This is a genomic window from uncultured Acetobacterium sp. (assembly GCF_927416815.1).
GTDB lineage: Bacteria > Bacillota > Clostridia > Eubacteriales > Eubacteriaceae > Acetobacterium.
Genome location: NZ_CAKMJU010000015.1, coordinates 19,107 through 43,985, shown reverse-complemented (window position 1 = coordinate 43,985; position 24,879 = coordinate 19,107). Strand labels below are relative to the sequence as shown.

Sequence of the window (24,879 nt, the reverse complement as noted above, 5' to 3'; positions counted from 1 at the left end):
AGCCTGCCTTGTCCTCGGTAGGTGTAAAATCCATATCCGAGAAACTTTACTGTAGTGATCCTTGCCACTTTCGTCTTCTCCCGATTTATTTTCAGGAATAGCTTTCCTTCGATAAACGGTGCGATGTGACTGAGTGTTCGCTCTGCTGCTTTCCTGCTTTTGCAGAAGATCATCAGATCATCGGCATAACGGACAAACCGGTGCCCGCGACGTTCCAGCTCTTTGTCGCATTCGTTGAGCATGATATTTCCCAGCAATGGACTGATGGGGCCTCCCTGAGGGACGCCTTCTTTACTTTCTTCAAACATTCCGCCGACCATTACTCCTGCGTTCAGGAATTGATGGATCAGCGAAATCACCCGCCCGTCTTTTATCGTTTCTGATAAAATCTGAATGAGCTTGCTCTGGTTTACCGTATCAAAATACTTTTCCAAATCCATATCGACCACATAGTTGTAGCCTTCTGTCATATTGGTCTGGCATCGTTTCAGTGCATCCTGTGCACTGCGTTTCGGTCTGAAACCAAAACTGTTATCCGAAAACTGCTTCTCAAAAATGGGGGTCAACACCTGGTTGATTGCCTGTTGGATGAGTCTGTCAACGACAGTCGGTATTGCCAACTTTCTTGTTTTCCCGTTGTCTTTGGGTATTTCTACCCGGCGCACCGGTTTTGGGTGGTATTTGCCACACCGGATGGCTGTGATGAGTTCATTCCGGTTTTCTCTCAGGTAGGGCAGAAGTTCATCCACCTGCATGCCATCGATTCCACCTGCACCCTTGTTTTTCTTGACCCGCTTGTATGCCAGGTTCAGATTATCACGGGTTAGAATTTGCTCAAGCAAGCCTTCCGTCTGCTCATTCGTGTTGGTGATATCCGTTTCAATTATCTTTGGTGATACGCACACTTCCGCATAGTCTTTCTGTTCCGCAGATACCTTTTGCAGATAGTCTTCCATTCGAAGTTGTCTGTGTTTTAATTGATCACTGTCAGTAATTTTCATTGATCGTCACCTCCTTTGGTTCAGCCCTTCCTTCAACATCTAGTATGTCTCTGTACTATGGCCTCAGCTGACTTCTCACGATAAATCTTATTTCAACCATGCTTTATACTCTGTTTCCACATGTCCGTGAGATCTCCCCGGGTAAGAACGCAATCTTTCCTTCCATCTATCTGCCACATCTACATCATCAGCTTCCGGATAGTTTTGGGCTTCGGTTTGGATGGCAACCTTACCCAGCTGATGTTGCCTCATGTGATTTCTGTTCGTCAGACCAGAAGTTTGCCGCCGGCTTCCTTCAGATTCCCCGTCGCCGGGGACACCCTTGCCTTGAGCTATGCACTTGGCACTACCTACCCGTGCTCGGGACTTTCACCCGTTAGATTGCGCCCATGCCGGGCGCACTATAAAAAATCCCATCCACAAGAAACTTGCGAATGGGATTGCAATGCGATTTATGGCATACCCCACCGTATGTACGACAATTATCAAGAAAATCAAGGGCATTTGATTAAGAATTATTTAATTTTTGTCACATAATTTAATGATCCATTCCCCAGATCGATTATTCCCTTTGCGGATAATCATACCTTTATCCTGTAAGTCCGCCATGATGCTTTTTACCGAACAGTTCTACCTTGTCTTTTAAAGATGTGTATATACTTATATTAGCAAACACTTTAATTAGAATATTCTCATTTTTAACAACTTCATATAAAATCTCAATAATGCATTTTGTATATTCCGACGTGAAAGGCCACCTAGATCAGCTATCAGATACCATAGCAAATGTTAATCAATTTTAAGTAGTTTTGCATTGATTGCCACGATGATTGTACTTACTGACATTAGTGCTGCACCTACAGCTGGGTTTATGACGATCCCTTGATAATACAGGATCCCTGCTGCTAAAGGCAGTGCGATCATATTATAACCAGTAGCCCAGATCAAGTTTTGGATCATTTTTTGATAGGTTGCTTTTGACAATTTTAAAATTGTTACCACATCCAGTGGATTGCTTCGTACCAGAATAACATCCGCCGTTTCAATGGCAACATCGGTTCCAGCTCCGATGGCGATACCTAAATCAGCTTGTGCCAGTGATGGTGCATCATTCACACCGTCACCAGTCATTGCCACGATCTTGCCTTCTTTAATAAACCCCGCAATTTTAGCTGCTTTTTCCTGGGGCAATACCTCAGCAATCACGGTATCGATCTTCAGCTGATTACCAACATAAGCGGCAACGCGCTGATTGTCCCCGGTTAATAGAATCGTTTCGATCGCCATCGACTTTAGCATCTCAATCGCTTCCCTGGCACTATCTCTGATAATGTCTGATAATGCAAGATAGCCAAGGAGGGTGTCGCCATCTAATATGAATACCACTGTTTTTCCCATTTGGGCGAGTTTTTCATAATGCTCAGCGTCAAAAGCTATTTTTTCAGAACGCATATAACCAGGACTCACAATCATCATATCACGTCCATCTACCTTGGCTTTTAGTCCCTTACCCGGAATATTTTGATAATCTTTTACTTCCCTCAACTTGAGGTTTAATTTTTTTCCTTCATTTACAATTCCCTGTGCAATGGGATGTTCCGAGTTTGCTTCAACTGAATAGGCAAGTGAGAGGAGTTCATGCTGAGTTATGCCAATGGCTTTGATATCCGTTATCCCAAATGTACCTTCAGTCAAGGTTCCGGTTTTGTCGAAAACCACAGCATTCAGTTTTCGCGCGTTTTCAAATGCTGCCCGATCTCTGATTAAAAGACCTTTTTGCGCACCGATGCTTGTCGAAACAGCCGTTACCAGCGGTACGGCCAAACCTAATGCGTGAGGGCAGGAAATGACAATAACAGTGACTGCGCGGGTAACTGCAAAATTCAGATCTTGTGAGATGAACATCCATGCCAAAAAAGTCAATGTTCCGGCAATCACGGCGATATAAAACAACCACTTGGCTGCTTTGTCTGCTAATCGTTGGGTATTGGATTTTGAATCCTGGGTTTCGCGAACAAGTTTTAGCACTTGTGACAGAAAGGTCTCTTCTCCCACTCGCGACACATTAAATTTCAAAATCCCTTCACCATTGATGGAACCACCGACGATTTCATCGCCTTTTTCTTTTTCAACCGGGACTGATTCTCCCGTAATCATCGATTCATTCACTGCTGATCTGCCATCATAAACTAAACCATCGATTGGAATCTTTTCTCCCGGCTTGACAAGAATAGCATCCCCTGCTTTCAATTGTTTGACCGGAATATCAGTGATTTCACCGTTGACCGTTATCTGGTGTGCTTCTTCAGGCATCAATTTAACCAATTCATCCAATGCCCTTGAAGCGCCCATTACCGATTTCATTTCAATCCAATGACCTAAAAGCATAATGACAATTAATGTGGCGAGTTCCCAAAAGAAATCATCGCCGTTTATAAAAAATACCGTTAGGGTACTATAGATATAGGCGATTGTTATCGAAAGCGTAATGAGTGACATCATTGCCGGTGATTTTTTCTTAAGCTCATCCCTGGCTCCAGTAAGAAAAGGCTTTCCGCCGTAAATAAAAAGTATGGTGGAAAGACCAAACAGTAAATAGGAATCTCCGGTAAAACGCCAATCGACGCCGATAAACATTTGGATCATTGGCGATAAAAGTAATATCGGTACCGTAATAATCAAAGCGATAAAAAATCTTTTTCTGAAATCCGCCACCATCATTGCGTGATGATCATCATGTACGGGATGTTCTCCATGCTCTGGAACAGGATGGTGTGAATGCTTCTCTTCTGCCGGGGAAACCGGTCGGTCTGCTTGAGGCATTTGATTCATTTTCCCAGGAGCGTGGTTATGCGTATGTTCATTATTCTTTTTCGAAATTTCCTTGTTATCCAAGGCTATATGGTGATTAGGTTAACTGATCATCACCCATTAATGTTCCTTCAGATTGAGTCTTCTGGGGATTCTGAGTTATCTTTTCTTTATCCATCCCGTTCACATCCTTTCTTTTTTTTAACCATGTATATAAAACCCGATCACAATTTTTAAACTGAAATCGGGTTTTATATACATGTTTTCAATAATTACTAGACCATTAAAAATCCCGACGTGTTCACGTACTTAAATCATCGCTTGCATAAACCATGCCAAGAACTTCTTTTTCAAGCAAACACTTTTTTCATGCGGTTAAACGATCGTTTTTAATCGACAGTTATGGCGCTTACTGGACACTCATCCTGAGCTTCAATCGCACAGGCTTCATTTTCCGACGTGATTACATCAGCAATCACTTCAGCGATACTATCATTGTCCATTTCAAACACATTCGGACAAACCGATTCGCACAAACCACACCCAACACAAGTATCCCGATCAACAATTGCTTTCATCATGGAACCTCCACACTTATATTTAAACAGCTGCTTTTTTTCAGAGACAAAAGTCAATTAGACTCCAATCAGAAAAACAGTCTATTATTTTAGTTACCCACAACAATCATATCTAAACATTCTCTGAGTTGAACGCTAGTATGAATCTGCCACTTTCAGTTAGTGTTCGCATGTGGCCAAATTTCAAAGTCGTAGGGAACCTGGATGGTGCGCTCGTTTATTCAGAAGTTCAGCTCGCAACGAATATTCTTTAATTAATTCTGAGAATGTTCATCATTTCTTTCCCGAAAGCTCTACCTCCGGCCGATTTGATCGGACAGGGACTTCGCAAAGTAAAAACTTTGTTTAATTTTTAAATTTTCATATTAATCAATAACCGATACCCATTCAAAACAAAAGAAACGATAAAATCTTCATCCACCCCAATGGGCATCTTAACCAGTGCCTGTCGAATCTTGTCTTCATCCAGCGCTGGTATCTGGCAATCGATCTTTTCTACATTCAGTAGCTCCAGAAAATCATGAATAAACAGATCATTTTTTCGTTCAAGATCAGATTGGTAGCCCCGGCTGATCAAGGCAATGTTGAGGAAATAACAAATGTTATCTCTATCGGTTAAAATTCGGTTAAAACATAAAAAATCCCATCCACAAGAAACTTGCGAATGGGATTACAATGCGGTTTATGGCGTGCCCTGAGGGATTCGAACCCCCGACCTTCCGGGTCGTAGCCGAACGCTCTATCCAGCTGAGCCAAGGGCACGCATCGTGACCTAGGATACTTCCGTTGGCCACGAAAGTTATTATAGCACATTTATAAATAGAATAAAAGTCTTTTTTTGATAATTTTGTATAATTTTTCACAAATTATGGGTTCTTTCCATTGATGGTTGAAATAATTATAAGTTGCTATCTATCACGTCATAAATCATATCTAAAATGCTCGTTTTTAATAACTTGTACAATACGATATCATTTTAAACGAAAAGCATCATAATCACAAGGAAAGTTTGGTTCTTAGACATAATTGTGACCAAAGTGTGATTGCTATTGATTAAAAAGTGTTATAAAATATACTTAACTTTGAAATAGGAGCGACGGCATGCCAAAAAAAAGATTTTTAACTGTTATAATCATTTCCCTAATTGTTTTACTATTCGCCGGTTGCAACAAAGATGACGGCTCTACCAAGTACCTCACCTTGATGACGGTCCCCACCGAAGCAACTATTCCAGCGGGACTCCATTTAGACTCAATATTAAGTATTACCAACCCGATCCCAGATGATCCTAGCGGTGCCACTACCACCATTCAGTTTGGGGTCTTCGGTTTTACCAATATCGCTGGGGAACCAGTTTACTACGTTTATGGAAAGAAAGAAGCCATATCCGAAGGTCAGTCCCATCTCATCGGTCAAGGTTTTTACCAGGTCGAATATCAGGTCGATGAACAAAATGTACATCTGGCTTTGAAAAACAGCAGTTCTGCGCTGACCAAGGTAGATCGAGGCAATGGTATTACTACCGCATATGATGGTGAACTGCCCTTTGCTTTTTATACACCTGTAGAAGGCCTGAATGGTTTTTACTCCTTTGTTGACGCCGACGGAGTGACACAATTCCGGGTTTATGCTACCTTCCTGAACAAGAACGGAAATTTCTTTCCTGCCACCGAAGATGGTCAAATGATCGCTGGATCACTACCCATCAACAGGTCGATGGAAGAAACCCTCCATGCTCAGGGTCAAGGCGGAGTTTCTAACCTGATTACCACCCCCATTACCTGCGCCAACATACCAACTTCTTTTGTTATATAATGCAAACTGTAAAAACCGGCTGATCGCCGGTTTTTGCTGTTGTATCGATTTTTATAATTTTAGTCGTAAACTGGATCGTATTCCGGATTTTGGTGGGCTTTAAAAAAGAGCGCTAATTGTGCTTCGGTGGTGCGACCCAGGGACAAAGGCGGTAGCTGATCCATGGCAAAAAAGCCACTCTCGATGGTTTCAGCATTGCATCTAAAATCACCTTCCAGCAATTCGCAAAGCATCAGGATCTTATAAATGGTATAGGGACAGGTATCCTGAACCCACTTACTGCGATCTAGCAGTCCGACCAACCGAATTGGCTTAACCAGCACACCGGCCTCTTCAAAGGCTTCCTTGATGACATTTTCCTGAGGCGTCCGATTGACATCGGCCCAGCCACCCGGTAGCGACCAGCGGCCATCAACCTTTTCCCGAACCAGCAGGATTTTATTTTCTACGATAACACCGCCACGAACATCCACTTTAGGGGTCAGATAGCCTTCTTCCCGGACGTAGTATTCCTTGATCACCTCATGGGAAACCTCGGTGTGTTTTTCGATGATTTCTCGAGACAGCTTTTCGATTTCACGATAACGAACCAGATCATAATCATTTTTGCAGTAGGTCAATCCTGATTGAGAAATTGATTGCAATTCTCTTGCCCATATAAGCCATTGTTTTTCCATTTTCTTTTCGAAGCTGCGCTTCTCTCCTTTCGAAATCAACAAATTGTATCTTCACATTTCTGAATCCTATGCTATAATATAATCAAGATTAATCTTATCTGTTTATTCTCTCATTTATTGGGAATATAACAAGTAAAGATTAACATTGACTTAGGAGGTCTATTATGTGTAAAGAACCAAAATTTTTCGTCTGTAAACATTGTGGTAATTTTGTGGGTATGATTCACGAATCGGGTGTCGAAATGATCTGTTGTGGCGATCCCATGACTGAAGTTGTTGCCAATACGACGGATGCCGCCCAGGAAAAACATGTTCCAGTTATCGCTGTAAGTGGCAGTACTGTTACTGTCGATATCGGAAGCGTTCCTCATCCAATGACGCCTGAACACCATATCTCATGGATCTATCTTGAAACAACCGAAGGTGGCCAGCGAAAATGTCTGGCAGAAACAGGCGCCCCTAAAGCCGAATTTGCATTGACACCTGGTGATAAGGTCATTGCTGCTTATGAATATTGTAACCTTCATGGTTTATGGAAAGCAAGTCTATAATAAAAACACGCTATAAAAATCGCTACACAAATCCTTAAACAAGAAAAGCTGCCATTATGGCAGCTTTTCTTAACTTATTAAAAGAATTCTTTGATAAATTCTGCGTAGGTGCCATTATATAAATTCATGTCAATGAAGGTTTCATCGCCGTCGTAACCATCCATCATGCCGCGGTGGCTGTATTGCCAGAAGGTGAAGGTTTCTCCATTTGGCAAGGTTTCTGGCCAGGAATTATCCAGATCGACAATCCAGATCGGATAGTCTTTGTAGTCGGTCCCGATATACATTTTAAAAATCCGCTGGGTGGTGTAGATAATTGGCTTAACCCCGTAATGATCTTCTAGTTCTTTTATTAGTTCATCGAGGATGACCTTAACCTGATCCTTGGGCAAGGCATTATCCTCATAGATCCCGTATAACTCCAGATCGATCACCGGTGGCAGGTTTTTATTTGAAGCCGGGACATTGTCAATAAAGTTTCTGGCCTGGACTTTGCCGGTGGAGTCATAATTTAAAAAATGATAGGCTCCTACCTTGAGCTGAGTTTTCTGACTTTCTTGCCAATTGGTCTTAAACCTGGAATCGACGAAATCATCCCCTTCAGTAGCCTTGATAAAAGCAAAATCAATGTTCTGTTCGGCTAGTTGTTCCCAGTCGATCTCTCCCTGATAGGCCGATAGATCCACCCCTTTAACCAGATGATCGGCTCTTTTAGTGTGATTCAATGTATTGGTAACCCCATAAATAATCAAAACGATGATGATTAACACCCCGATTCCGACCACCAATGAAATCGCTTTTCTTTTGGACATTTGATAATCCTCCTATCCTCTAATGGAAACATTATAACAAAATATTTACTGGCAGGAAAGTCTCTTAAGGAGTTATAATATAACCACAGCCGATATATCGGCTGATCGTCTGCACATAAGGAGAGCGTTATGAATATGAATAAACCATTATCCCCGGTTCTTGCTGAAAAACTGGTGACCCTGAAAGATAATATTACTCGTTTCCCTAAGGTCAGCATTGCCTTTTCTGGCGGTGTCGACAGCACCCTGTTGCTACAGGTAGCGGTTGACGTGCTGGGAGGCAATGTTTTGCCGATCACTGTCAATGGTGCCATGCTACCCGGCTCAGAATTTTCCGAGGCTCAGGCTCTAGCCAAAGCAATCGGTGCTAAACCCCTGGTCATTGAAGCCGATGTCTTTTCCTTGCCGGATTTTATCGCCAATTCTTCCGACCGCTGTTACCACTGTAAAAAATTTATTTTTAACCAGATCAAAGACGCCGCTCAAGTAAGTGGCTATGAAGTCATCCTGGACGGCTCTAATTTGGATGATATGAAAGATTACCGACCCGGCATCAAAGCCCTGGCTGAGTTAGGCGTTTTCAGCCCCTTAAAAGAATCCGGCCTGACCAAACAGGATATCCGCGATCTGTCGGCCTACTACAATCTCCCCACTGCCACCAAGCCGGCCATGGCCTGCCTGGCTACCCGAATCCCTACCAACACCCCGATCACGCCGGCAGCCCTTGCAGCCATCGAAGCTGGTGAGGATTTTCTCAAATCCCTGGGCTTAAGTCAATACCGGCTGCGGCTGCTGGGCAATACCGCTAAAATCGAATGCGACCCCGGCGATTTTACCGCCGTCATCGAAAACCGCCTGGCCCTGATCGCCACCCTGAAAAACCTCGGTATCAAAACCATCACCCTGGACCTGGCCGGCTACAACTGCGGCAATATGAACAGCTGAATCATTCGGGTTGAAAACAACCCTAGTACCGACAAGCAGCTAAAACTCTTCGTCTAATTCATCGAGCTCCCGGTACATTTGGTAGAGGTCATAGTAGACCCCTTCTTCCCGAAGTAGTTCCTCGTGGGATCCTTTTTCGACAATTCCGTCTTCGGTGAGCACTAAAATCGAGTCGGCATTTTTAATAGTCGTCAGCCGATGGGCAATCGTAAAGGTGGTTCGTCCACGGGTCAGCTCTTTTAAAGATTCCTGAACAATCCGTTCACTTTCATTGTCCAGAGCTGAGGTAGCTTCATCCAGAATCAGAATCGGCGGATTCTTCAAAAATACCCGAGCAATGCTGAGCCGCTGTTTCTGGCCGCCCGAAAGTTTAATGCCGCGTTCGCCAATATAAGTATCATAGCCGTTTTTGAGCTTATCAATAAACTCATCAGCGCCGGCGTGTTTGGCAGCCTGAATTACGCTTGCCCGATCGGCATCTATCCGACCATAGCTAATATTTTCATAAACGGTTCCCGAAAAGAGATAAACGTCCTGTTGGACAACCCCAACCTGGGAGCGCAATGAATGCAGGGTTAGGCTCTGAATATCTTGACCATCGATGAGAATTCGGCCGGAGGTGACGTTATAAAACCGCGGAATCAGATGGCACAAGGTTGTTTTTCCGCTACCGGAAGGGCCGACAATGGCAATGTTCTCCCCTGCCTTAACTTGAATATCGATATTTGAAAGTACTGCATCACTGCCATCGTTGTATTGAAAACTCACGTCTTCAAAAACAATATCACCCACAACATTTTTCAGTTCCAACTCATTGTCGAGATTTTTGCACTCAGTGGGCTCATCCAGAATTTCAATAAACCGCTCAAATCCGGTCATTCCCCGCTGAAACTGCTCGGCAAACTCAACAATTCGGCGGATTGAAACCAGTAAGGTGGTGACATACATCAGATAAGCCACATAATCCCCGGGGTTAATGGCGCCATTGATCATAAATATTCCTCCAAAAACCACCACCAGTAAATACATCAGCCCGTCAAAAACCCGGGTGGTGGTCTGAAAACCGGCCATATAACGGTAGGTTTGTTTTTTTATTTCGAGAAATTTACTGTTGCCTGTTTCAAACTTAAGCTCTTCAATATTTTCGTTGGCAAAAGACTTTACCACCCGGATACCCAGCAGATTATCTTCTACCTGAGCGTTAATTTCTCCAGTTTGAACCCGTGCCTGTTTAAAAGCAGTTCGCATCCGCCGTCTAAAATAAGAGGTGGTTAGTATCATTACAGGCAAGGCGGCAAAAATGATCAGGGTCAACCAGATGTTGATACTGGCCAGAATCGCAAAAGACACCCCAATTTTTAATCCGGCAATAAAAAATTCTTCGGGACAGTGATGGGCAAATTCGGTTACATCAAAAAGATCTGAAGTGATCCGGGACATCAGCTGGCCAATCTTGGTGTCGCTATAAAAAGAAAAAGGCAGCTTCTGAAGATGTGAAAAAAGATCCCGCCGCATATCGGTTTCGATCCGAGCGCCCATGACATGACCGATATCGGCCATAAAATAATTGGCAACCCCATCGATGAGTCGCAGCACCAGATAAGCCAGTCCCAATTTTAAAATAGTCTCCACCGTCAGACTGGTCAAATCATTGATGGCGGTATTGGTAATAAACCGAACGATCAACGGCAAAACTAGGTCACAGACCGTGGTCAGAGTGGCGCAAAAGAGATCCAATAATAGAATCCATTTATATTTTTTATAGTATGGTATGAAACGTTTGATAAGATGCGTATTACTGATTCCCAAAATATTCCTTCTTTCTACTTTTTTCTTTCTTAATTTTTGCGATCAAAAACTTTGGGCAATTGGAAAACGACTCGCGTTTTCCAATTGCCCATTCATGCTCATTGATTAAATTGTTTTATTGACTGATTTTAGACTGATCCTTCATAATTTCACTAAGCGATGTCGCCAGACCGGCTAAGCCCTGAATCTCCGAAGGAATAATAATCTTGGTAGCCTTGCCATCAGCCACCTTTTCAAAGGTGGATAAACTCTTAAGGGCAATGACCGACTGAATCGGATCGGCATCATTTAACATCTTAACCCCATTGGCAACCGCTTCCTGAACCTTGACAATCGCTTCTGCTTCACCTTCTGCTCGTCTGATCTGAGCTTCTCGATCAGCTTCGGCACTAAGGATGGCAGCCGCTTTTAAACCTTCAGCTTGTAAAATCGCTGCTGATTTTTCCCCTTCAGCTACTAAAATAGCACTGGCTTTTTCGCCTTCGGCCTGGAGGATTTTTTCCCGACGTTCCCGCTCTGCCTTCATCTGCCGTTCCATCGCATTCTGAATCGCTTCTGGTGGCATGATATTTTTAAGTTCAACCCGGTTGATTTTAATCCCCCAGGGATCGGTGGCTTCATCGAGAATTACCCGCATTTTAGTATTGATGACATCACGGGATGTCAGTGTCGCATCCAGCTCCATATCACCAATGATGTTACGCAGGGTGGTGGCGGTGAGATTTTCGATGGCTTTCATGGGATTGTCTACCCCATACATATAGAATTTTGGATCGGTGACCTGTAAATAAATAACCGTATCAATCTGCATCGTAACATTGTCCTTGGTAATGACCGGTTGGGGCGGAAAATCTGCTACCCGTTCTTTTAAACTGACTCTCTTCGAAATTCGGTCAATAATTGGAATAGCGATATGAAAGCCGGTTTCCCAGGTGGTATGGTAGGCACCCAGCCGCTCTACCACATAGGCATTGGCCTGGGGAACAATTTTTGCGTTAACAACAATTACCACAACAAAAATAACGAATAATATCAGCAATAAAATAAATCCAAACATCTTAACTCCTCCTGTTTTCTATTTGATTTGAGTCTTGTTCGACCATCTTAACCATGGCTTTAACCCCTTCAATTGCCACAACTTCGACTTCAGCACCGACAGGAATAATCACTTCACCCTTGATATTTCGGGCTGTCCAGGATTTTCCGTCGACTTTAATAGCACCTGATCCCTTGAGATTGTTGATTTCTTCCTCAACAATTCCCCGTTTTTTCAGAATGCGATCAGCATTGGTTGTGATCGTTTTGGGATCCAAGTGTTTTTTTAAGAATGGTTTTGTTCCCAATAACAAACCAACCGAAACCACTAAAAAAAGCGTCATCTGCACCCAGAATGGGGCGCCCAAATACGCGGTAGCCATTGCCACCAGAGAACCGACACAAAACCAGATCGACACCAGCGCACCAGCGGTAACCAATTCAACCAGCAGAAAAACGACAAACAAGACCAACCAGACCAAAATAATATTCATCCGCTCACCTCCCTCATTCACTTGATTTTATTATAACATAGTTTATTGATTTTTTTATCGCGAGTTGTATAATCGACTTTTTTTATTTTTTTCTTGCCTATTTATTTTTATCTGTGTATAATCAAAGGCAAGTAAATAGAAAAGCGAACATATGGTGCCTTAGTAATAAGGAGAATAGGGAATCAGGTGAGAGTCCTGAACGAACCCATCACTGTAAGGGCGGAGCAAACCACAAGAACCACTGTTTTTTTAATGGGAAGGTGTGGCCAAGCGTTAAAACCCCGAGTCAGGAGACCTGCCTATGATTCGATCCTGAATGAACGAAGGTAAAGTTCATGGCTGTTATTGTAAAAAATAGCAGCTGTGGACTTTTTTATTTGCCAAAGTTTCAGTTTTTTGGTGGCCTCAACCCATCAGGTATCTCATTGACCACCCTACCGACCAATTATTAATTGTCGGTACTCAGTCAGTTTTTGAAAGACTGAAACGAACAAGCAATTATTTAAAAATTCAGGAGGAAACGATGACAATTCTGGAAAAAGCACGGGCTGGTGAAATCACCGCAGAAATGATTTATGTGGCACAAAAAGAAGGGATCGATCCCGAACTGATTCGCCAGGGGATGGCCGCTGGTGAAATCGTCATTCTAAAGAGTTCCCGGCCAAATATCAACCCGGTGGCGGTGGGCAAGGGTCTGTTTACCAAGGTCTCAGCCAGCGTCGGCATGTATGAAGCGGATGACACGATCGATGGCGAAATGGCTAAAATCGACCAGGCTGTCAAGGCCGAGGCAGATACGCTGATGGACTTAAGTGTCCGTGGCCCGATTGACGAAATGCGGGAAAAAGTTCTATCCTCGGTGGATCGACCGGTCGGTACCCTACCCCTTTATCAAACCCTGGCTATGGCCCAGGAAAAATATGGTACTGCTTTAGATATGACCGCGGATGACATGTTCGCGATGATCGAAAAGCATGCCTCCGAAGGCGTCAGCTTTTTAGCCCTGCACTGCGGCACCACCATGGACGTAATCAACCGTGCCAAAGAAGAAGGCCGGATTGATCCACTGGTTAGTTATGGGGGCTCCCATCTGATTGGCTGGATGGTTCACAACCATTGTGAGAATCCCTTCTTCACCCAATATAGCCGGGTCCTGGAAATCTGTAAAAAATACGATGTCGTGCTGAGCTTTGCCGACGGCATGCGCCCCGGCTGTATCGCCGATTCCCTTGATGGCGCCCAGGTTCACGAATTGGTGATCCTCGGTGGCCTGGTTAAAAAAGCTCGCGCGGCCGGGGTTCAAGTGATGGTCAAAGGACCAGGCCATGTGCCTCTGGATCAGATCCAGACCACTGTAAAGTTACAAAAACAATTATGCGGCGGAGCTCCCTACTTTGTCTTTGGCTGTCTGCCCACCGATTCCGGTGCTGGCATGGATCACGTCACTGGTGCGATCGGCGGAGCGATCGCCGCCTATTACGGCGCCGACTTCCTCTGCTACGTCACTCCGGCCGAACACATTGGCATGCCAACTGCCAATGATGTGTATCTGGGCGTGATGGCCAGCCGCATTGCCGCCCATGCTGGCGATGTCGGCAAAGGGCATCCGGCTGCCATTGCCTGGGATCTGGAAATGTCCCATGCCCGCCGGGAACTGAATTGGGGCCGGCAGATGGAACTGGCTATCGATACCGAAACCGCTACCAAGGTCTGGAAGGATCGCAGCACCGACTTCGAATCCGAGTGCAGCATGTGCGGCGACTTCTGTGCCATGAAAATTGTCGGCAAGTATTTACGAGACGAAAACCAGGAAGCGAGGAACTAGTCATGACTCAAATGTTAAAAGCCCGTCAGGGTAAAATTACCGAAGAAATGGAAATGGTGGCACTTGCCGAAGGCTTCACGCCCGAATTTATCAGAGCCGGGGTAGCCGCTGGCCGGATCGTCATTCCTAAAAACAAACTGCGAAACCGTTCTAAGATCTGCGGCATTGGCGGCGGACTGGATATCAAAGTCAATGGCCTGATGGGTACCTCCGGCGATCGCGACGACATGGAAATGGAAGTCAAAAAACTAAAAATCATCGAAGCCGCTGGTGCCCACGGTTTTATGGACTTAAGTATGGGTGCCGATATCGATACCATGCGAACCTTGAGTCTAACTAATTCCAATATCGCGGCTGGCTGTGTACCGGTTTATCAGGCCGCCAAAGAAGCCGCTGATAAACGGGGCCTGATGGTCAATATGACCTCTGATGACCTGTTTGAGGTGGTGGAAAAACAATGTCAGGCTGGTATGGACTTTATGGCGGTTCATTCGGCTCTGAATATGGATCTTCTTAAAATATTAAAAAAAACCGGACGTGTTGCCGATATTTGCAGCCGCGGTGGATCCTTATTAACCGGCTGGATGTTCCATAATGATAAAGAAAATCCCCTCTACGCCGAATTTGACCGGCTGCTTGCGATTCTCAAAGCGACCGATACCGTGCTTAGCATCGGCGACGCCATCCGACCCGGTGCCAATGCTGATTCCCTGGATCCAGCCCACTTGCGGGGCTTAATGGTGGCCGGTGAACTGACCAAACGGGCTCTGGCTGCCGGGGTACAGGTGATGGTGGAAGGTCCCGGCCATGTGCCACTAAACCATATCCCTACTGCGATGCTACTGCAAAAACGACTTTGTTACGATGTACCCTACTATATTTTAGGCTTCCTGGCCACCGATATAGCTCCCGGTTATGATAATATTACGGGTGCTATCGGCGGTGCTTTTGCTGGTATGCACGGTGCTGACTTCCTTTGTTACCTGACCCCGGCTGAACATCTGGGTCTGCCCAACGAAGAAGATGTCCGCATCGGTGTCGAAACCACCCGGATCGCTGCCAATGCCGCCAATGTCTTAAAGCGCGGCGGCGCAGCCTGGAACCGCGATCTGGCGATGTCCCGAGCCCGGGTTTCCCGCAATCAGGAAGAACAAGTAAAAAACGCCATCAATCAGGCCAATCTGATCGCTGCCTTTGCGGCCCAAAAGCCCGCCCATGGCTGTGCGGTCTGTGCCGACAGTAAATGTCCTGCGGATGTAGCGACAGAGTTTTTTGGACTGGCCTAAATAACATATCATCTGTTGCGGGCGGTTATACTCCCCTACGAAAAAAATAAGCGTCTATTATCCAAAAGCGTTGCGCATCATCCCAAGGGGCTTGTATTACAAGCCCGCAAAACTAGCCCCCAATAATATGCCATTTATTCCGGTTGCCTTACCCCCTCCGAACCACATAAATACAGTGATAGAATAGATTAACCAATTCATTTACTAGCAATAGAAAGGATAACTACCGTGATCGAAACCAAATATACCTTAAAACACGTCATCGACCATACCGAACCGGCTGACCCCAAATGGCGTCAGGCCGCTCGGGATCATATTGAACAATTGGCAATTCCGCCCTGGAGCCTCGGTCAGCTGCTGGTTGTCGCCGAACAGCTGGCCGGCATTCAGCGCACCATCCGTCCCAATGTCGATAAAAAAATGGTCATCACCATGGCCGGAGATCACGGCGTGGTGGCCGAAGGCGTTTCTGCCTTCCCTCAGGAGGTGACCCCGCAGATGGTGGAAAACTTTGTCAAAGGCGGAGCTGGTATCAATATTCTAGCCAAGGCTGTTGGAGCGGAAGTGATTGTTGTTGATATGGGCGTTGCTGTGGATATGCCCGAATTGGTTTCACAAGGTGCCATCATCGACTGCAAGATCGCCCATGGTACCAAAAACTTTTATCAGGAACCAGCAATGACCCGGGAACAGGCCATTGCCGCTATAGAAGCCGGGATTAATGTGGCTTCTAAGGTGATCAAAGAACAAGGAATCAACCTGCTGGCCACCGGCGATATGGGGATTGGCAACACGACCTCCAGTGCCGCTATTTTAGCGGTTATGGCCGAATATCCGGTTTCATCGGTAACCGGCCGCGGCACCGGCATTGATAACGCCGCCCTGATTAATAAGATCAAAGTGATCCGGGAATCGATCAACCGCCATCAACCCGATAAAACCGATCCTATTGATGTTCTTTCCAAAGTCGGGGGCTTCGAGATCGCCGGGATTGCCGGCGTAATCCTGGGGGCTGCTTTTAATCAGGTGCCGGTTCTGGTGGACGGCTTTATTTCCACCGCTGGTGCCCTGATCGCCAAAGCCCTTTGTCCCCAATCCCTGGATTACATGATTCCCTCCCATCAGAGTGAAGAACCAGGCCATCAGCTAATGTGGCAAGCCCTGGGATTACGGCCTCTGCTTAACCTCAATTTCAGATTGGGAGAAGGCACCGGGGCAGCGGTGGCAATGCACCTGGTGGAATCCTCGGCCCGGGTGATCTGCGACGTCTTAACCTTTACCGATGCAGGAGTAACCAATGGTCATGAAGGGCTATGATCCCCAAACCAATGGCGGCCAGTATTTAGAAGACCTGGCCACCGCCTACTGGCTTTCCGATGCTCTCTTTACCGCTCTGGAGATGGATCTTTTTCAAACCATCGATGATTTCGGGATGCAAGGCGCCTGTCTCTCCGAACTAGCCCCAAAACTGGGCGCCAACGAAAGCGCCCTGGAACGTTACCTGGCACTTCTCAACAGCATGGGATTGGTGGGACACTACCAAAACGTTTATTATAACCAATTGATTATCAAAGAATATTTACTAACAGCGAGTCCCCTTTATCAGGGCGACTCGCTGCTGTGGCGAAAAAATCTTACTGACGACTGGAATACCCTTAAAGCTTCACTGACCGCTGGTGGTCGGGTCAACTTTCTGCCGACGGATATCAGCGAAGATCAACTGAACCTGCGCCGGGCTAAATATATCAAAGCCATGGACAACGTGGCCAAACTAAAAGCCCGCGACTGCACCACCCTTTTTAGCGAACTCAGCGGTGATATTCTGGATCTGGGAACCGGCTCCGGAGCCATGGCATTGGCCTTTTTAGAGACCTTTCCGGATACTCGTGCCACCCTGCTCGACATTGTGCAGATGCTACCCCAGACCCAAAAGCTTGTCGATGCCACCGCCTATGCGGATCGGGTTAACTACCACCCCGCTAATATTCTGGAACCGCAATGGGGTCTTTCCAAAAAATATCAGCTGATCATTCTTTCGAATATTGTCCACGCCTACGCTGAGTCAGAAAACGAACAGGTTTTAAAAACCGCGGCCAGCCATTTAAGCGATGACGGCATCATCCTGATCCATGATTTCTTTACTGAACATAACCCGGTCAAGGCTCATCTGACCGATATCAATATGTTTTTAAACACCTACAACGGCAAAGTTTTTTCGGGAACCTGGGTGATGGCTGAGCTGGAAAAAAATGACTTGGTCACCTCGCCACTGATACCACTGGCCACCGACACTGCCCTGATCTTTGCCGCCCGATCGCAGTCGGTCCTGGAGCCCCTCTGTTTAAAATAAGATACCGATTAACTGCTAATCAAATCAAGGAGAAACCATGAAAATACTTTTCATCCAAGCCCTCTCAATGGAGGGTATCGACGTCGAGCGGGTTTATCCCATCGGTATCGTCGTCCTGGCATCTCAGGTCGAGCGCGAAACTAGTCATCAGCTGCAGCTTTTTGACATGAATATGGCCATCGATCCCTATGGCGATTTGCGCTTGCAGCTGGATACCCATCAGCCCGACGTGGTCTGCCTGTCGCTGCGAAACATTGATCCTTTGGGCAATAAAACTTCATCACTGATTCCCAGCTTTGCCGTTAGCCTGGCTTTTATTAAACGCTATGCGGCAAATACCAAAATCTTAGTCGGTGGAACCGGTTTTTCACTATTCCCGGAAAGGCTGATGCGCGACTATCCGGAAATTGATTTCGGCGTGACCGGTGAGGCCGAAAAAATCATTGTACCACTGCTGGAAAATCTCAATGACCCACCCCACCTGCCAGGGCTTTGCTACCGCGAAAACGAAGCGGTCGTGATCGTCCCGCCGGTGGGTGATTATGATATGCTGGATTATCAGATGCCCAACCGCGATCTGCTTGATCCCCGCCCCTACATCACCGTTAATAAATATGTCGAAAGTATCGGCGTGGAAACCAAACGGGGCTGCTGTTTTAGCTGCGGCTACTGTTCCTATCCGCTCCTGCAGGGCTCTAAAATGCGTTGCCGCACCGCGGAAGCGGTGGTCGATGAAATCCAGTTTCTCTACGAAACCTACGGTGTCACCAGGATCCACTTCACCGATTCGGTGGTCAATATTCCGGTTGATCACCTCGATACGATCTGTACCGAAATCATCCGGCGGGGCTTGAAAATTAACTGGAGCGGTTTTTTTCGCGAAAACCTCTTGACAGCCCAAAACGTCGCCCTCTATACCCAATCCGGCTGCGAATGTTTTTCCCTGTCCCCCGACGGCCTGAGTCAAACAGCCCTGGATGCCATGGATAAGCACATGAGTGTCCAGGATATCCTCGACACTGCTCAGGTGCTGGCGAACAGCGGCGTGGTCACAGTTTATCACTTCCTCGTCAATACGCCCGGGGATACCACCGCAACTCAGCAAGAAGCCAAGGACCTCATCGATGCGATTTACGAAATCCATCACGCTTCCAAAACCTTGGGTACCATTGTGCTCAATAATATCCGGATTTTACCGGGTACCAAGGTTGAACAACAGGCACTGGCAAACGGGGTGATTACCCCGGAAACCGATTTGCTCTACCCCACCTATTACAACCCGGCACCCTTTGACCGGGTCCGCTACGAGCTGGAAATCTATCACACCAAAAAAAATATCTTTATGTGGCAGGAGGTCACCTCATGAATGTCATTCTATTAGAACATCCCCGCTCCTATAGCGACGACCGCTGCAACGATATTGCCAACGCCCCCCTTTCAGCCTGCTTAAACACCGGCTATATCGGCGGCATGCTGGCCGCCAACAACATTGATGTGACGATTGTGGACGGCTATTTGGAACAGCTGGATTATCCGACCATTGAAGAGCAAATTGCAACGCTAGCACCCACGATTTTAGGGATTCACCTGGTTTATCACTGGGAGGACAACACAACCCTTTATCAGTTTATTAAGCACATCAAGCAAACCTATGACATTGCTTGTGTCTGCGTTTATGGTTTTTACCCCACCTTTGCCTATGAAGAAATTCTTAACCGCTGTCCGGCCATTGACTTTGCCCTATTGGGCGAAGCTGAACTGACTTTTTTGACGCTGGCCGAAAATTTCCCCACCCTTCCCCAGGCGGGAATCGCCGCGCGCACCGATCACGGCATTGTCGCGACCCGCGGTGAGGTGGTTATCGATCTGGATTCATTGCCCTTTCCCCTGCGCAGCACCGGCTCCTATTCTTTTGGCGAAGTCAATATTTCCGGTAGCCGGGGCTGTTACGGTGGCTGTACCTTTTGTTATATCAACCCCTACTATGGCGATACCAAACGGAAGTGGCGGGGTCGAAGTCCGGAGAACATTATCGCCGAAATCGATGCGGTGATGCAGGAGACCGATATCCGCTACTTTTATTTTATGGATCCCAACTTCTACGGTCCCGGTCGCGCCGGAAAAGAGCGGGTCCTAAAACTGGCTCAACTTTTAAAAGAACGCCACCTCCACTTTGGCATTGAAGTACGGGCCAACGATATTGAAGAAGAGACCATCAAGGCCCTGACTGAAGCCGGTCTTAAACACATCTTAATCGGTCTGGAAAGCGGCCGGGATGAAGCACTGAAGCGACTTAACAAGCTGACCACCGTGGCCGAAAATGAACAGGCTCTGCAGATCCTGCGGAAATACGGCATCGAACCCAGCGTCGGTTTTATTATGTTTGAGCCGGACTCGACCTTAGAAGATCTGAAAGTCAACTACGATTTTTTAAAACGAAACGCCTTACTGGATAAGCTGGAAATCAGCGTTAATGTACTCTACCATCATATGATTATTCTTAAGGGCAGCGCCTCCTACAAAGCCCTACAGGATCAGGGGCGGCTAAATATTTCATCTCACTCCACCTATGAGGCGGATACTGATTATCTTAATCCCCGGGTGGCGATGTTAGTCGGGATGATGAGAGATATGACCAATCATATCTTTTCCTATATGAAGGATACCTGGGAACTGAGCTTTAAAAAAGACCCGGTGATTTTAGAAAAATATCGTCTGATCAATCAGCTGCTGATTCAGTCCTTTGAAGATTATCTTTACTTACTAAAAAGCAGGGAAATTACCATTGACCAACGAAACAGCTATGTGGATACCTTTAATCATACCGTTGATGGAATTATGGCTTAAAAAAAGCTCCTTTAGGCATTCGCCTTCAGGAGCTTTTTTATTGTTATATTTTTTTGCCATTTTCTTCAAACTCAATTATTTCATTTCTAACAACATCTATCTCAATTACGTGACGCTCGTCCGACTTGGTAATGGTAAAGGTCAGATTTTCAAAGTCAAAGGACTCACCTACATCGGGAACGCGATCCAAGAATTCAACAATCCAACCACCTACCGTGATTACGTCAAAATCATCGTCCATATCGAACAGATCAAACATTTTTCCCAAGTTAGCTTTACCCAAAATCTTATATTCATTTTCCGAGATTTTCACAAACTCATCAATGACCTCATCATGCTCATCCCAAATTTCGCCTACCAGTTCTTCAATAACATCTTCCAGGGTGACAATCCCGGATGTTCCCCCATATTCGTCAGATACCACAGCAATATGACATTTTTTCTGCTGGAGCAGGGTTAACAATTTGGAAATCTTCATATTCGGAGTAATAAAGACTACCGGACTGATGATTTCCTCCAGACTGCTCTTGCCATTAGCCACGTAGTGGGTAAAATCCTTATAACTGATAAAACCGATAATCTGATCAATGGTCCCCTGATAAACCGGTAACCGGGAAAAGCCGGTATCAAAAAATAACTTGGCAATATCCTCTTTGGGATTATCCACATCAATAGCCACCACATCGACCCGGTGGGTCAGAATATCATCCACATCGAGGTCATTGAACTCAATGGCACTGCGGATCAGCTCCCCATCTTGAAGATCGATGCCACCATCGTTTTCAGCTTCTTCGACAATCGTCAGCAACTCCTGTTCTGTCATGCTGCGTTCATCATTCACCTTAAACAATTTATCCAGCATTTTTTTCCACAACATAAATAAAAAGTTCACCGGGGTCAAGACAAACATCAGAAACCGAATAAAGGGAACTGAAAACATGGCAAAGCTTTCTGGCGAATCTTTGGCCAGACTTTTTGGTGAAATTTCCCCAAAAATAAGCACCAGTACGGTCATCACCGCCGTTGATATGGTTACGCCGGCATTGCCGAAATAACGAACAAAAACCACCGTAGCAATCGAAGCGGAAGCAATGTTGACAATGTTATTACCGATCAGGATTGTCGATAACAAAACATCATATCGCTCAGAAAGCGCCAATACCTGGGCGGCTCTTTTGTTTCCGTCCTTGGCTAAATTTTTTACACGAATACGATTTAGGGAGGTGAATGCCGTTTCCGTTGCCGAAAAATATGCTGACATCAGCAACATCACCACCAGAACTGCAATAAAACCTATAACACTACTGTCCATTGACTAAGATTTCTCCCAGTAAATAGATCCATCAGTCATCCACTTGACTATTTTGATTTGATGCCTTGTTTTTTTTGTTTTCGTCTCAGATAATGGTACGTCGTCCAATTCTATTCCTCTTTCAAATATTATTTGTCACTATAATATCATATTTTTAGTTACAATTCCATAGTATCTGATAAATTTTACCTAATTGATCGTGCTTTAATTCGTTTTAATTTTTGTATGCTATTAAGATAATTGAATAACAGTTGGTCTAGCAGGATTTACTTGGCTTTCCATCCCGAAATCATAACGATCCGAAATATATTGATAGTTGTATCGTAGAGCAGCTTCTTTGCATTTCGCATGTGCCATTCCAGGTTTTCGGCATTACTGTATGTAGCAAATGCCGCCGAGATGCCTTGTTCAAAAATGGTTTCATAGCCATTCTCAAGAGCTCCGGAAACAACAATTACCGGTACTTGCTGTTTTTTTGCGCGCATGCCAATACCTGAGATAACCTTGCCCATGGTACTCTGACAATCTGTTTTTCCTTCGCCGGTCACAATCAAATCAGCTCCTTTTATTAATTCATCAAACTTGATGGCATCCAGAACAATCTCCAGTCCGGAAGCAAGCCTCGCTTGATAGAGAGCCACCAGCGGTAACGCCAAGCCCCCTGCTGCACCGATACCATTTCGATCGATCAGATCTTTTCCGGCCAAATTTTCAAATAGCCGTCCAAGATGTAAAGCCCCTTGTCCAGCTGTTCCACCATCTGATTAGTTGCGCCTTTTTGCGGTCCATAGATATGGGCAGCACCGAGATCTCCGCATAAGGGATTATTCACATCACAGGCAATGATAAACTCAACTTCAGAAAATAACGGATCAACCTGACTCAAATCAATTGTCTTAATGAGACCTAAATTCTGACCACAGGACTCCAACTCCTCATCGGCTTCGCTTAAAAACTTTATCCCCAGCGCTGCTGCCATCCCCATACCGCCATCATTGGTGGCGCTTCCGCCAATGCCTAGGAGTATCTTTTTACAGCCTTTTTCTTTGACTGCATGAACAATCATCTCCCCGGTTCCATAGGTGTTTGTTAAAAGCGGATTTTGTTCGTCTTTTTTTAACAGTGGCAATCCCGAAGCTGCGGCCATTTCAATTACCGCGGTGTTCCCCTCAAGAATCCCATATTCTGCTTTAATAATCCGCAAAAGCGGGTCATGAACCTTTATTTCAACACTTTCACCTGCTAAGGCATTTATTAAAAGACGCACTAAACCTTCGCCGCCATCCGAAATAGGGACTTTTTTTTATTTCTGCTTCGGGAAACACCTGAAGGATTGCATCTTCAACAATGTCACAAACCTCAAAGCCAGACAATGATCCTTTGAACGAATCTGGGGCAATCACCACTTTCATATGCTTATCTCCTCTATTTTGACTATCTGATACGGCCTCGTTACTTTGTCAAAAAATAATAGCATGGGCGCCTGCCCATGCTGTCATTTTTTTCTGTAAGCTTATCGTCTGATTTCTAACATCTTGACTTTTAAATCATTTTCAAGTTTTTCAAGCTCGGCTTCCACTTCTTTTCGTTTCTGACGACCTTCGGTCTGGATTTTCAACACCTCATCAAAGGTCGAGATCAGCGATTCATTCGAGATCCGCAGGGTTTCAATATCAACGATTCCCCGTTCTGATTCTTTGGCCGTGGCGATCGATTCCATCTTTAGGGTTTCAGCATTTTTACGTAATAATTCGTTGGTCATATTGGTGACTTCCCGCTGAGCTTTGGCTGCTTGTCCGGAATGAACCACACCCAGAGCCAACACCATCTGACTTTTCCATAAGGGAATCGTATTAACAATTGAGGACTGAATTTTTTCAGCCATCAAGGTATCATTATGTTGAACCAAGCGGATTTGTGGCGCCATCTGAATGGAGATCATCCGAGTCAGTTCGAGGTCATGGATTTTTTTCTCAAAGCGATTGCACATCGCTGACAGATCGTTGACTGCCTGGGCATCTTCCGGTAACCCGCTAATTTGCGAGCGCTTGATCAGCTCTGGTAATTCTTTATTTTCCACTTCATTGAGTTTCTTTTTGCCAGCCATGATATACATCGATAATTCTTTAAAATAGGTTTTATTAACGTCATAGAGTTTATCCAGCATGGCGACATCTTTTAATAACTGCATCTGATGTTTTTCCAGTGCCTCGGTAATCCGGTTGACATTGGTTTCAGCGGTCGCATAGCGGGTCTGCATCGAGTTTAGCTTATTGCTGCTTTTCTTAAAAAAGCCCATAAAACCCTTGTCTTCTTCTTCTATGTCAAAATTGCGCAGTTCCATCACCATGTCACCTAGCATTTTGCCAACTTCGCCCATATCTTTGGTACGGACATTATTTAGTGCCGTTTCTGAGAAATCGGCGATTTTTTTCTGTGCCCCAACACCAAACTGCATTACCAGACTGGAATTGGTGAGATCGATCTTGCTGGCAAAATCATCCACCATTTTTCGTTCTTCCGGGGTCAGCCGACTTTCGTCAAAAACTTCCCGTTCCCCCTTCAGTTCCTGATGTACATTGGCCGTCATTACTTTTTCTTCTTCAAATGGGTCAAAGGTTAGGGTCGGGGTTGCCTGGGAATAATCATTCATATTATCTTCCATCGCTAGTCTCCTCGTCTATTATTTTGCTGTTATTGAAAATCTGCCTTAAGCTTTGCTGGCAGTTTG

The 24,879-nt window shown here is 45.4% G+C and carries 22 protein-coding genes, 1 tRNA gene, 1 pseudogene and 1 riboswitch; of the genes and pseudogenes, 9 read left to right on the top strand and 15 right to left on the bottom strand.

Annotated features, from left to right (window positions below; translation table 11 throughout):
• The 6 genes from ltrA to QZ998_RS02495 form a co-directional block, all read right to left on the bottom strand.
• The coding region (gene ltrA / locus QZ998_RS02520) for a group II intron reverse transcriptase/maturase (RefSeq protein WP_296557730.1) at positions 1 to 1,001 on the bottom strand (1,001 nt) is incomplete at its 3' end.
• Positions 1,002 to 1,088: 87 nt separating this feature from the next.
• Positions 1,089 to 1,253, bottom strand: a complete 165-nt coding sequence (locus QZ998_RS02515; protein WP_296557728.1) for a hypothetical protein — start codon at positions 1,251 to 1,253, stop codon at positions 1,089 to 1,091.
• A 537-nt stretch (positions 1,254 to 1,790) separates the two neighbouring features.
• Entirely contained in the window at positions 1,791 to 3,824 is a 2,034-nt protein-coding gene (locus QZ998_RS02510; protein ID WP_296557726.1) for a copper-translocating P-type ATPase, read from the bottom strand.
• A gap of 377 nt (positions 3,825 to 4,201) precedes the next feature.
• A complete protein-coding gene (locus QZ998_RS02505) occupies positions 4,202 to 4,390 on the bottom strand; it encodes a ferredoxin (RefSeq protein ID WP_296557725.1) in 189 nt (62 codons plus the stop codon).
• A 352-nt stretch (positions 4,391 to 4,742) separates the two neighbouring features.
• The gene (locus QZ998_RS02500; protein ID WP_296557723.1) at positions 4,743 to 4,967 is read right to left on the bottom strand and encodes a hypothetical protein; all 225 of its coding nucleotides are present in this window, start codon (positions 4,965 to 4,967) and stop codon (positions 4,743 to 4,745) included.
• 108 nt (positions 4,968 to 5,075) lie between these two features.
• Positions 5,076 to 5,152, bottom strand: a tRNA-Arg gene (locus tag QZ998_RS02495).
• Between the two features lie 339 nt (positions 5,153 to 5,491).
• On the opposite strand from QZ998_RS02495, the gene QZ998_RS02490 reads away from it, so the two are divergent.
• A complete protein-coding gene (locus QZ998_RS02490) occupies positions 5,492 to 6,205 on the top strand; it encodes a hypothetical protein (RefSeq protein ID WP_296557722.1) in 714 nt (237 codons plus the stop codon).
• A gap of 59 nt (positions 6,206 to 6,264) precedes the next feature.
• On the opposite strand, the gene QZ998_RS02485 is transcribed toward QZ998_RS02490, so the two are convergent.
• Positions 6,265 to 6,882 (bottom strand): NUDIX hydrolase, encoded by a 618-nt coding sequence (locus QZ998_RS02485; protein ID WP_296557720.1) that lies wholly within the window; start codon positions 6,880 to 6,882, stop codon positions 6,265 to 6,267.
• Positions 6,883 to 7,046: 164 nt separating this feature from the next.
• Between QZ998_RS02485 and QZ998_RS02480 the strand changes: the two genes are divergently transcribed.
• Positions 7,047 to 7,433, top strand: coding sequence for a desulfoferrodoxin family protein (locus tag QZ998_RS02480; protein WP_296557719.1), 387 nt, complete (start codon positions 7,047 to 7,049; stop codon positions 7,431 to 7,433).
• A gap of 77 nt (positions 7,434 to 7,510) precedes the next feature.
• On the opposite strand, the gene QZ998_RS02475 is transcribed toward QZ998_RS02480, so the two are convergent.
• Entirely contained in the window at positions 7,511 to 8,245 is a 735-nt protein-coding gene (locus tag QZ998_RS02475; protein WP_296557717.1) for a GH25 family lysozyme, read from the bottom strand.
• A 129-nt stretch (positions 8,246 to 8,374) separates the two neighbouring features.
• Here QZ998_RS02475 and larE point away from each other — a divergent pair, with 129 nt between their 5' ends.
• Positions 8,375 to 9,190, top strand: a complete 816-nt coding sequence (gene larE / locus QZ998_RS02470) for an ATP-dependent sacrificial sulfur transferase LarE (protein ID WP_296557715.1) — start codon at positions 8,375 to 8,377, stop codon at positions 9,188 to 9,190.
• 39 nt (positions 9,191 to 9,229) lie between these two features.
• On the opposite strand, the gene QZ998_RS02465 is transcribed toward larE, so the two are convergent.
• From QZ998_RS02465 to QZ998_RS02455, 3 genes are all read right to left on the bottom strand, one after another.
• Positions 9,230 to 10,993 (bottom strand): ABC transporter ATP-binding protein, encoded by a 1,764-nt coding sequence (locus tag QZ998_RS02465; protein WP_296557733.1) that lies wholly within the window; start codon positions 10,991 to 10,993, stop codon positions 9,230 to 9,232.
• Between the two features lie 121 nt (positions 10,994 to 11,114).
• On the bottom strand, positions 11,115 to 12,056 hold the full coding sequence (locus tag QZ998_RS02460; RefSeq protein ID WP_296557713.1) for an SPFH domain-containing protein: 942 nt from the start codon (positions 12,054 to 12,056) through the stop codon (positions 11,115 to 11,117).
• Position 12,057: 1 nt separating this feature from the next.
• Positions 12,058 to 12,528 (bottom strand): NfeD family protein, encoded by a 471-nt coding sequence (locus QZ998_RS02455; protein ID WP_296557712.1) that lies wholly within the window; start codon positions 12,526 to 12,528, stop codon positions 12,058 to 12,060.
• Between the two features lie 135 nt (positions 12,529 to 12,663).
• Positions 12,664 to 12,846, top strand: a riboswitch (cobalamin riboswitch).
• A 205-nt stretch (positions 12,847 to 13,051) separates the two neighbouring features.
• Between QZ998_RS02455 and thiC the strand changes: the two genes are divergently transcribed.
• From thiC to QZ998_RS02425, 6 genes are all read left to right on the top strand, one after another.
• A complete protein-coding gene (thiC, locus tag QZ998_RS02450; RefSeq protein WP_296557711.1) occupies positions 13,052 to 14,353 on the top strand; it encodes a phosphomethylpyrimidine synthase ThiC in 1,302 nt (433 codons plus the stop codon).
• Positions 14,354 to 14,355: 2 nt separating this feature from the next.
• Positions 14,356 to 15,639: a B12 lower ligand biosynthesis ThiC-like protein BzaB gene (gene bzaB / locus QZ998_RS02445; RefSeq protein WP_296557710.1), complete on the top strand. Its 1,284-nt coding sequence runs from the start codon at positions 14,356 to 14,358 to the stop codon at positions 15,637 to 15,639.
• A gap of 228 nt (positions 15,640 to 15,867) precedes the next feature.
• The gene (gene cobT, locus QZ998_RS02440) at positions 15,868 to 16,956 is read left to right on the top strand and encodes a nicotinate-nucleotide--dimethylbenzimidazole phosphoribosyltransferase (RefSeq protein WP_296557708.1); all 1,089 of its coding nucleotides are present in this window, start codon (positions 15,868 to 15,870) and stop codon (positions 16,954 to 16,956) included.
• Complete coding sequence (locus QZ998_RS02435) at positions 16,943 to 17,989, top strand: class I SAM-dependent methyltransferase (RefSeq protein ID WP_296557705.1); 1,047 nt, start codon at positions 16,943 to 16,945, stop codon at positions 17,987 to 17,989. Before cobT ends, QZ998_RS02435 begins: the two co-directional genes overlap by 14 nt.
• A 37-nt stretch (positions 17,990 to 18,026) precedes the next feature.
• Positions 18,027 to 19,355 (top strand): B12 lower ligand biosynthesis radical SAM protein BzaD, encoded by a 1,329-nt coding sequence (gene bzaD / locus QZ998_RS02430; protein ID WP_296557703.1) that lies wholly within the window; start codon positions 18,027 to 18,029, stop codon positions 19,353 to 19,355.
• Positions 19,352 to 20,836, top strand: a complete 1,485-nt coding sequence (locus tag QZ998_RS02425; RefSeq protein WP_296557701.1) for a radical SAM protein — start codon at positions 19,352 to 19,354, stop codon at positions 20,834 to 20,836. Before bzaD ends, QZ998_RS02425 begins: the two co-directional genes overlap by 4 nt.
• Positions 20,837 to 20,879: 43 nt before the next feature.
• Here QZ998_RS02425 and QZ998_RS02420 read toward each other — a convergent pair whose 3' ends face one another.
• From QZ998_RS02420 to QZ998_RS02405, 4 genes and pseudogenes are all read right to left on the bottom strand, one after another.
• Positions 20,880 to 22,148: a hemolysin family protein gene (locus QZ998_RS02420; RefSeq protein WP_296557699.1), complete on the bottom strand. Its 1,269-nt coding sequence runs from the start codon at positions 22,146 to 22,148 to the stop codon at positions 20,880 to 20,882.
• A gap of 266 nt (positions 22,149 to 22,414) precedes the next feature.
• A pseudogene (locus QZ998_RS16845) lies at positions 22,415 to 23,439 on the bottom strand (glycerate kinase).
• Positions 23,384 to 23,560, bottom strand: coding sequence for a glycerate kinase (locus QZ998_RS16840; RefSeq protein ID WP_366512377.1), 177 nt, complete (start codon positions 23,558 to 23,560; stop codon positions 23,384 to 23,386). The pseudogene QZ998_RS16845 and the gene QZ998_RS16840 overlap by 56 nt, the downstream one beginning before the upstream one ends.
• 101 nt (positions 23,561 to 23,661) lie before the next feature.
• Positions 23,662 to 24,813, bottom strand: coding sequence for a toxic anion resistance protein (locus QZ998_RS02405; RefSeq protein WP_296557697.1), 1,152 nt, complete (start codon positions 24,811 to 24,813; stop codon positions 23,662 to 23,664).
• Positions 24,814 to 24,879 lie beyond the last annotated feature (66 nt).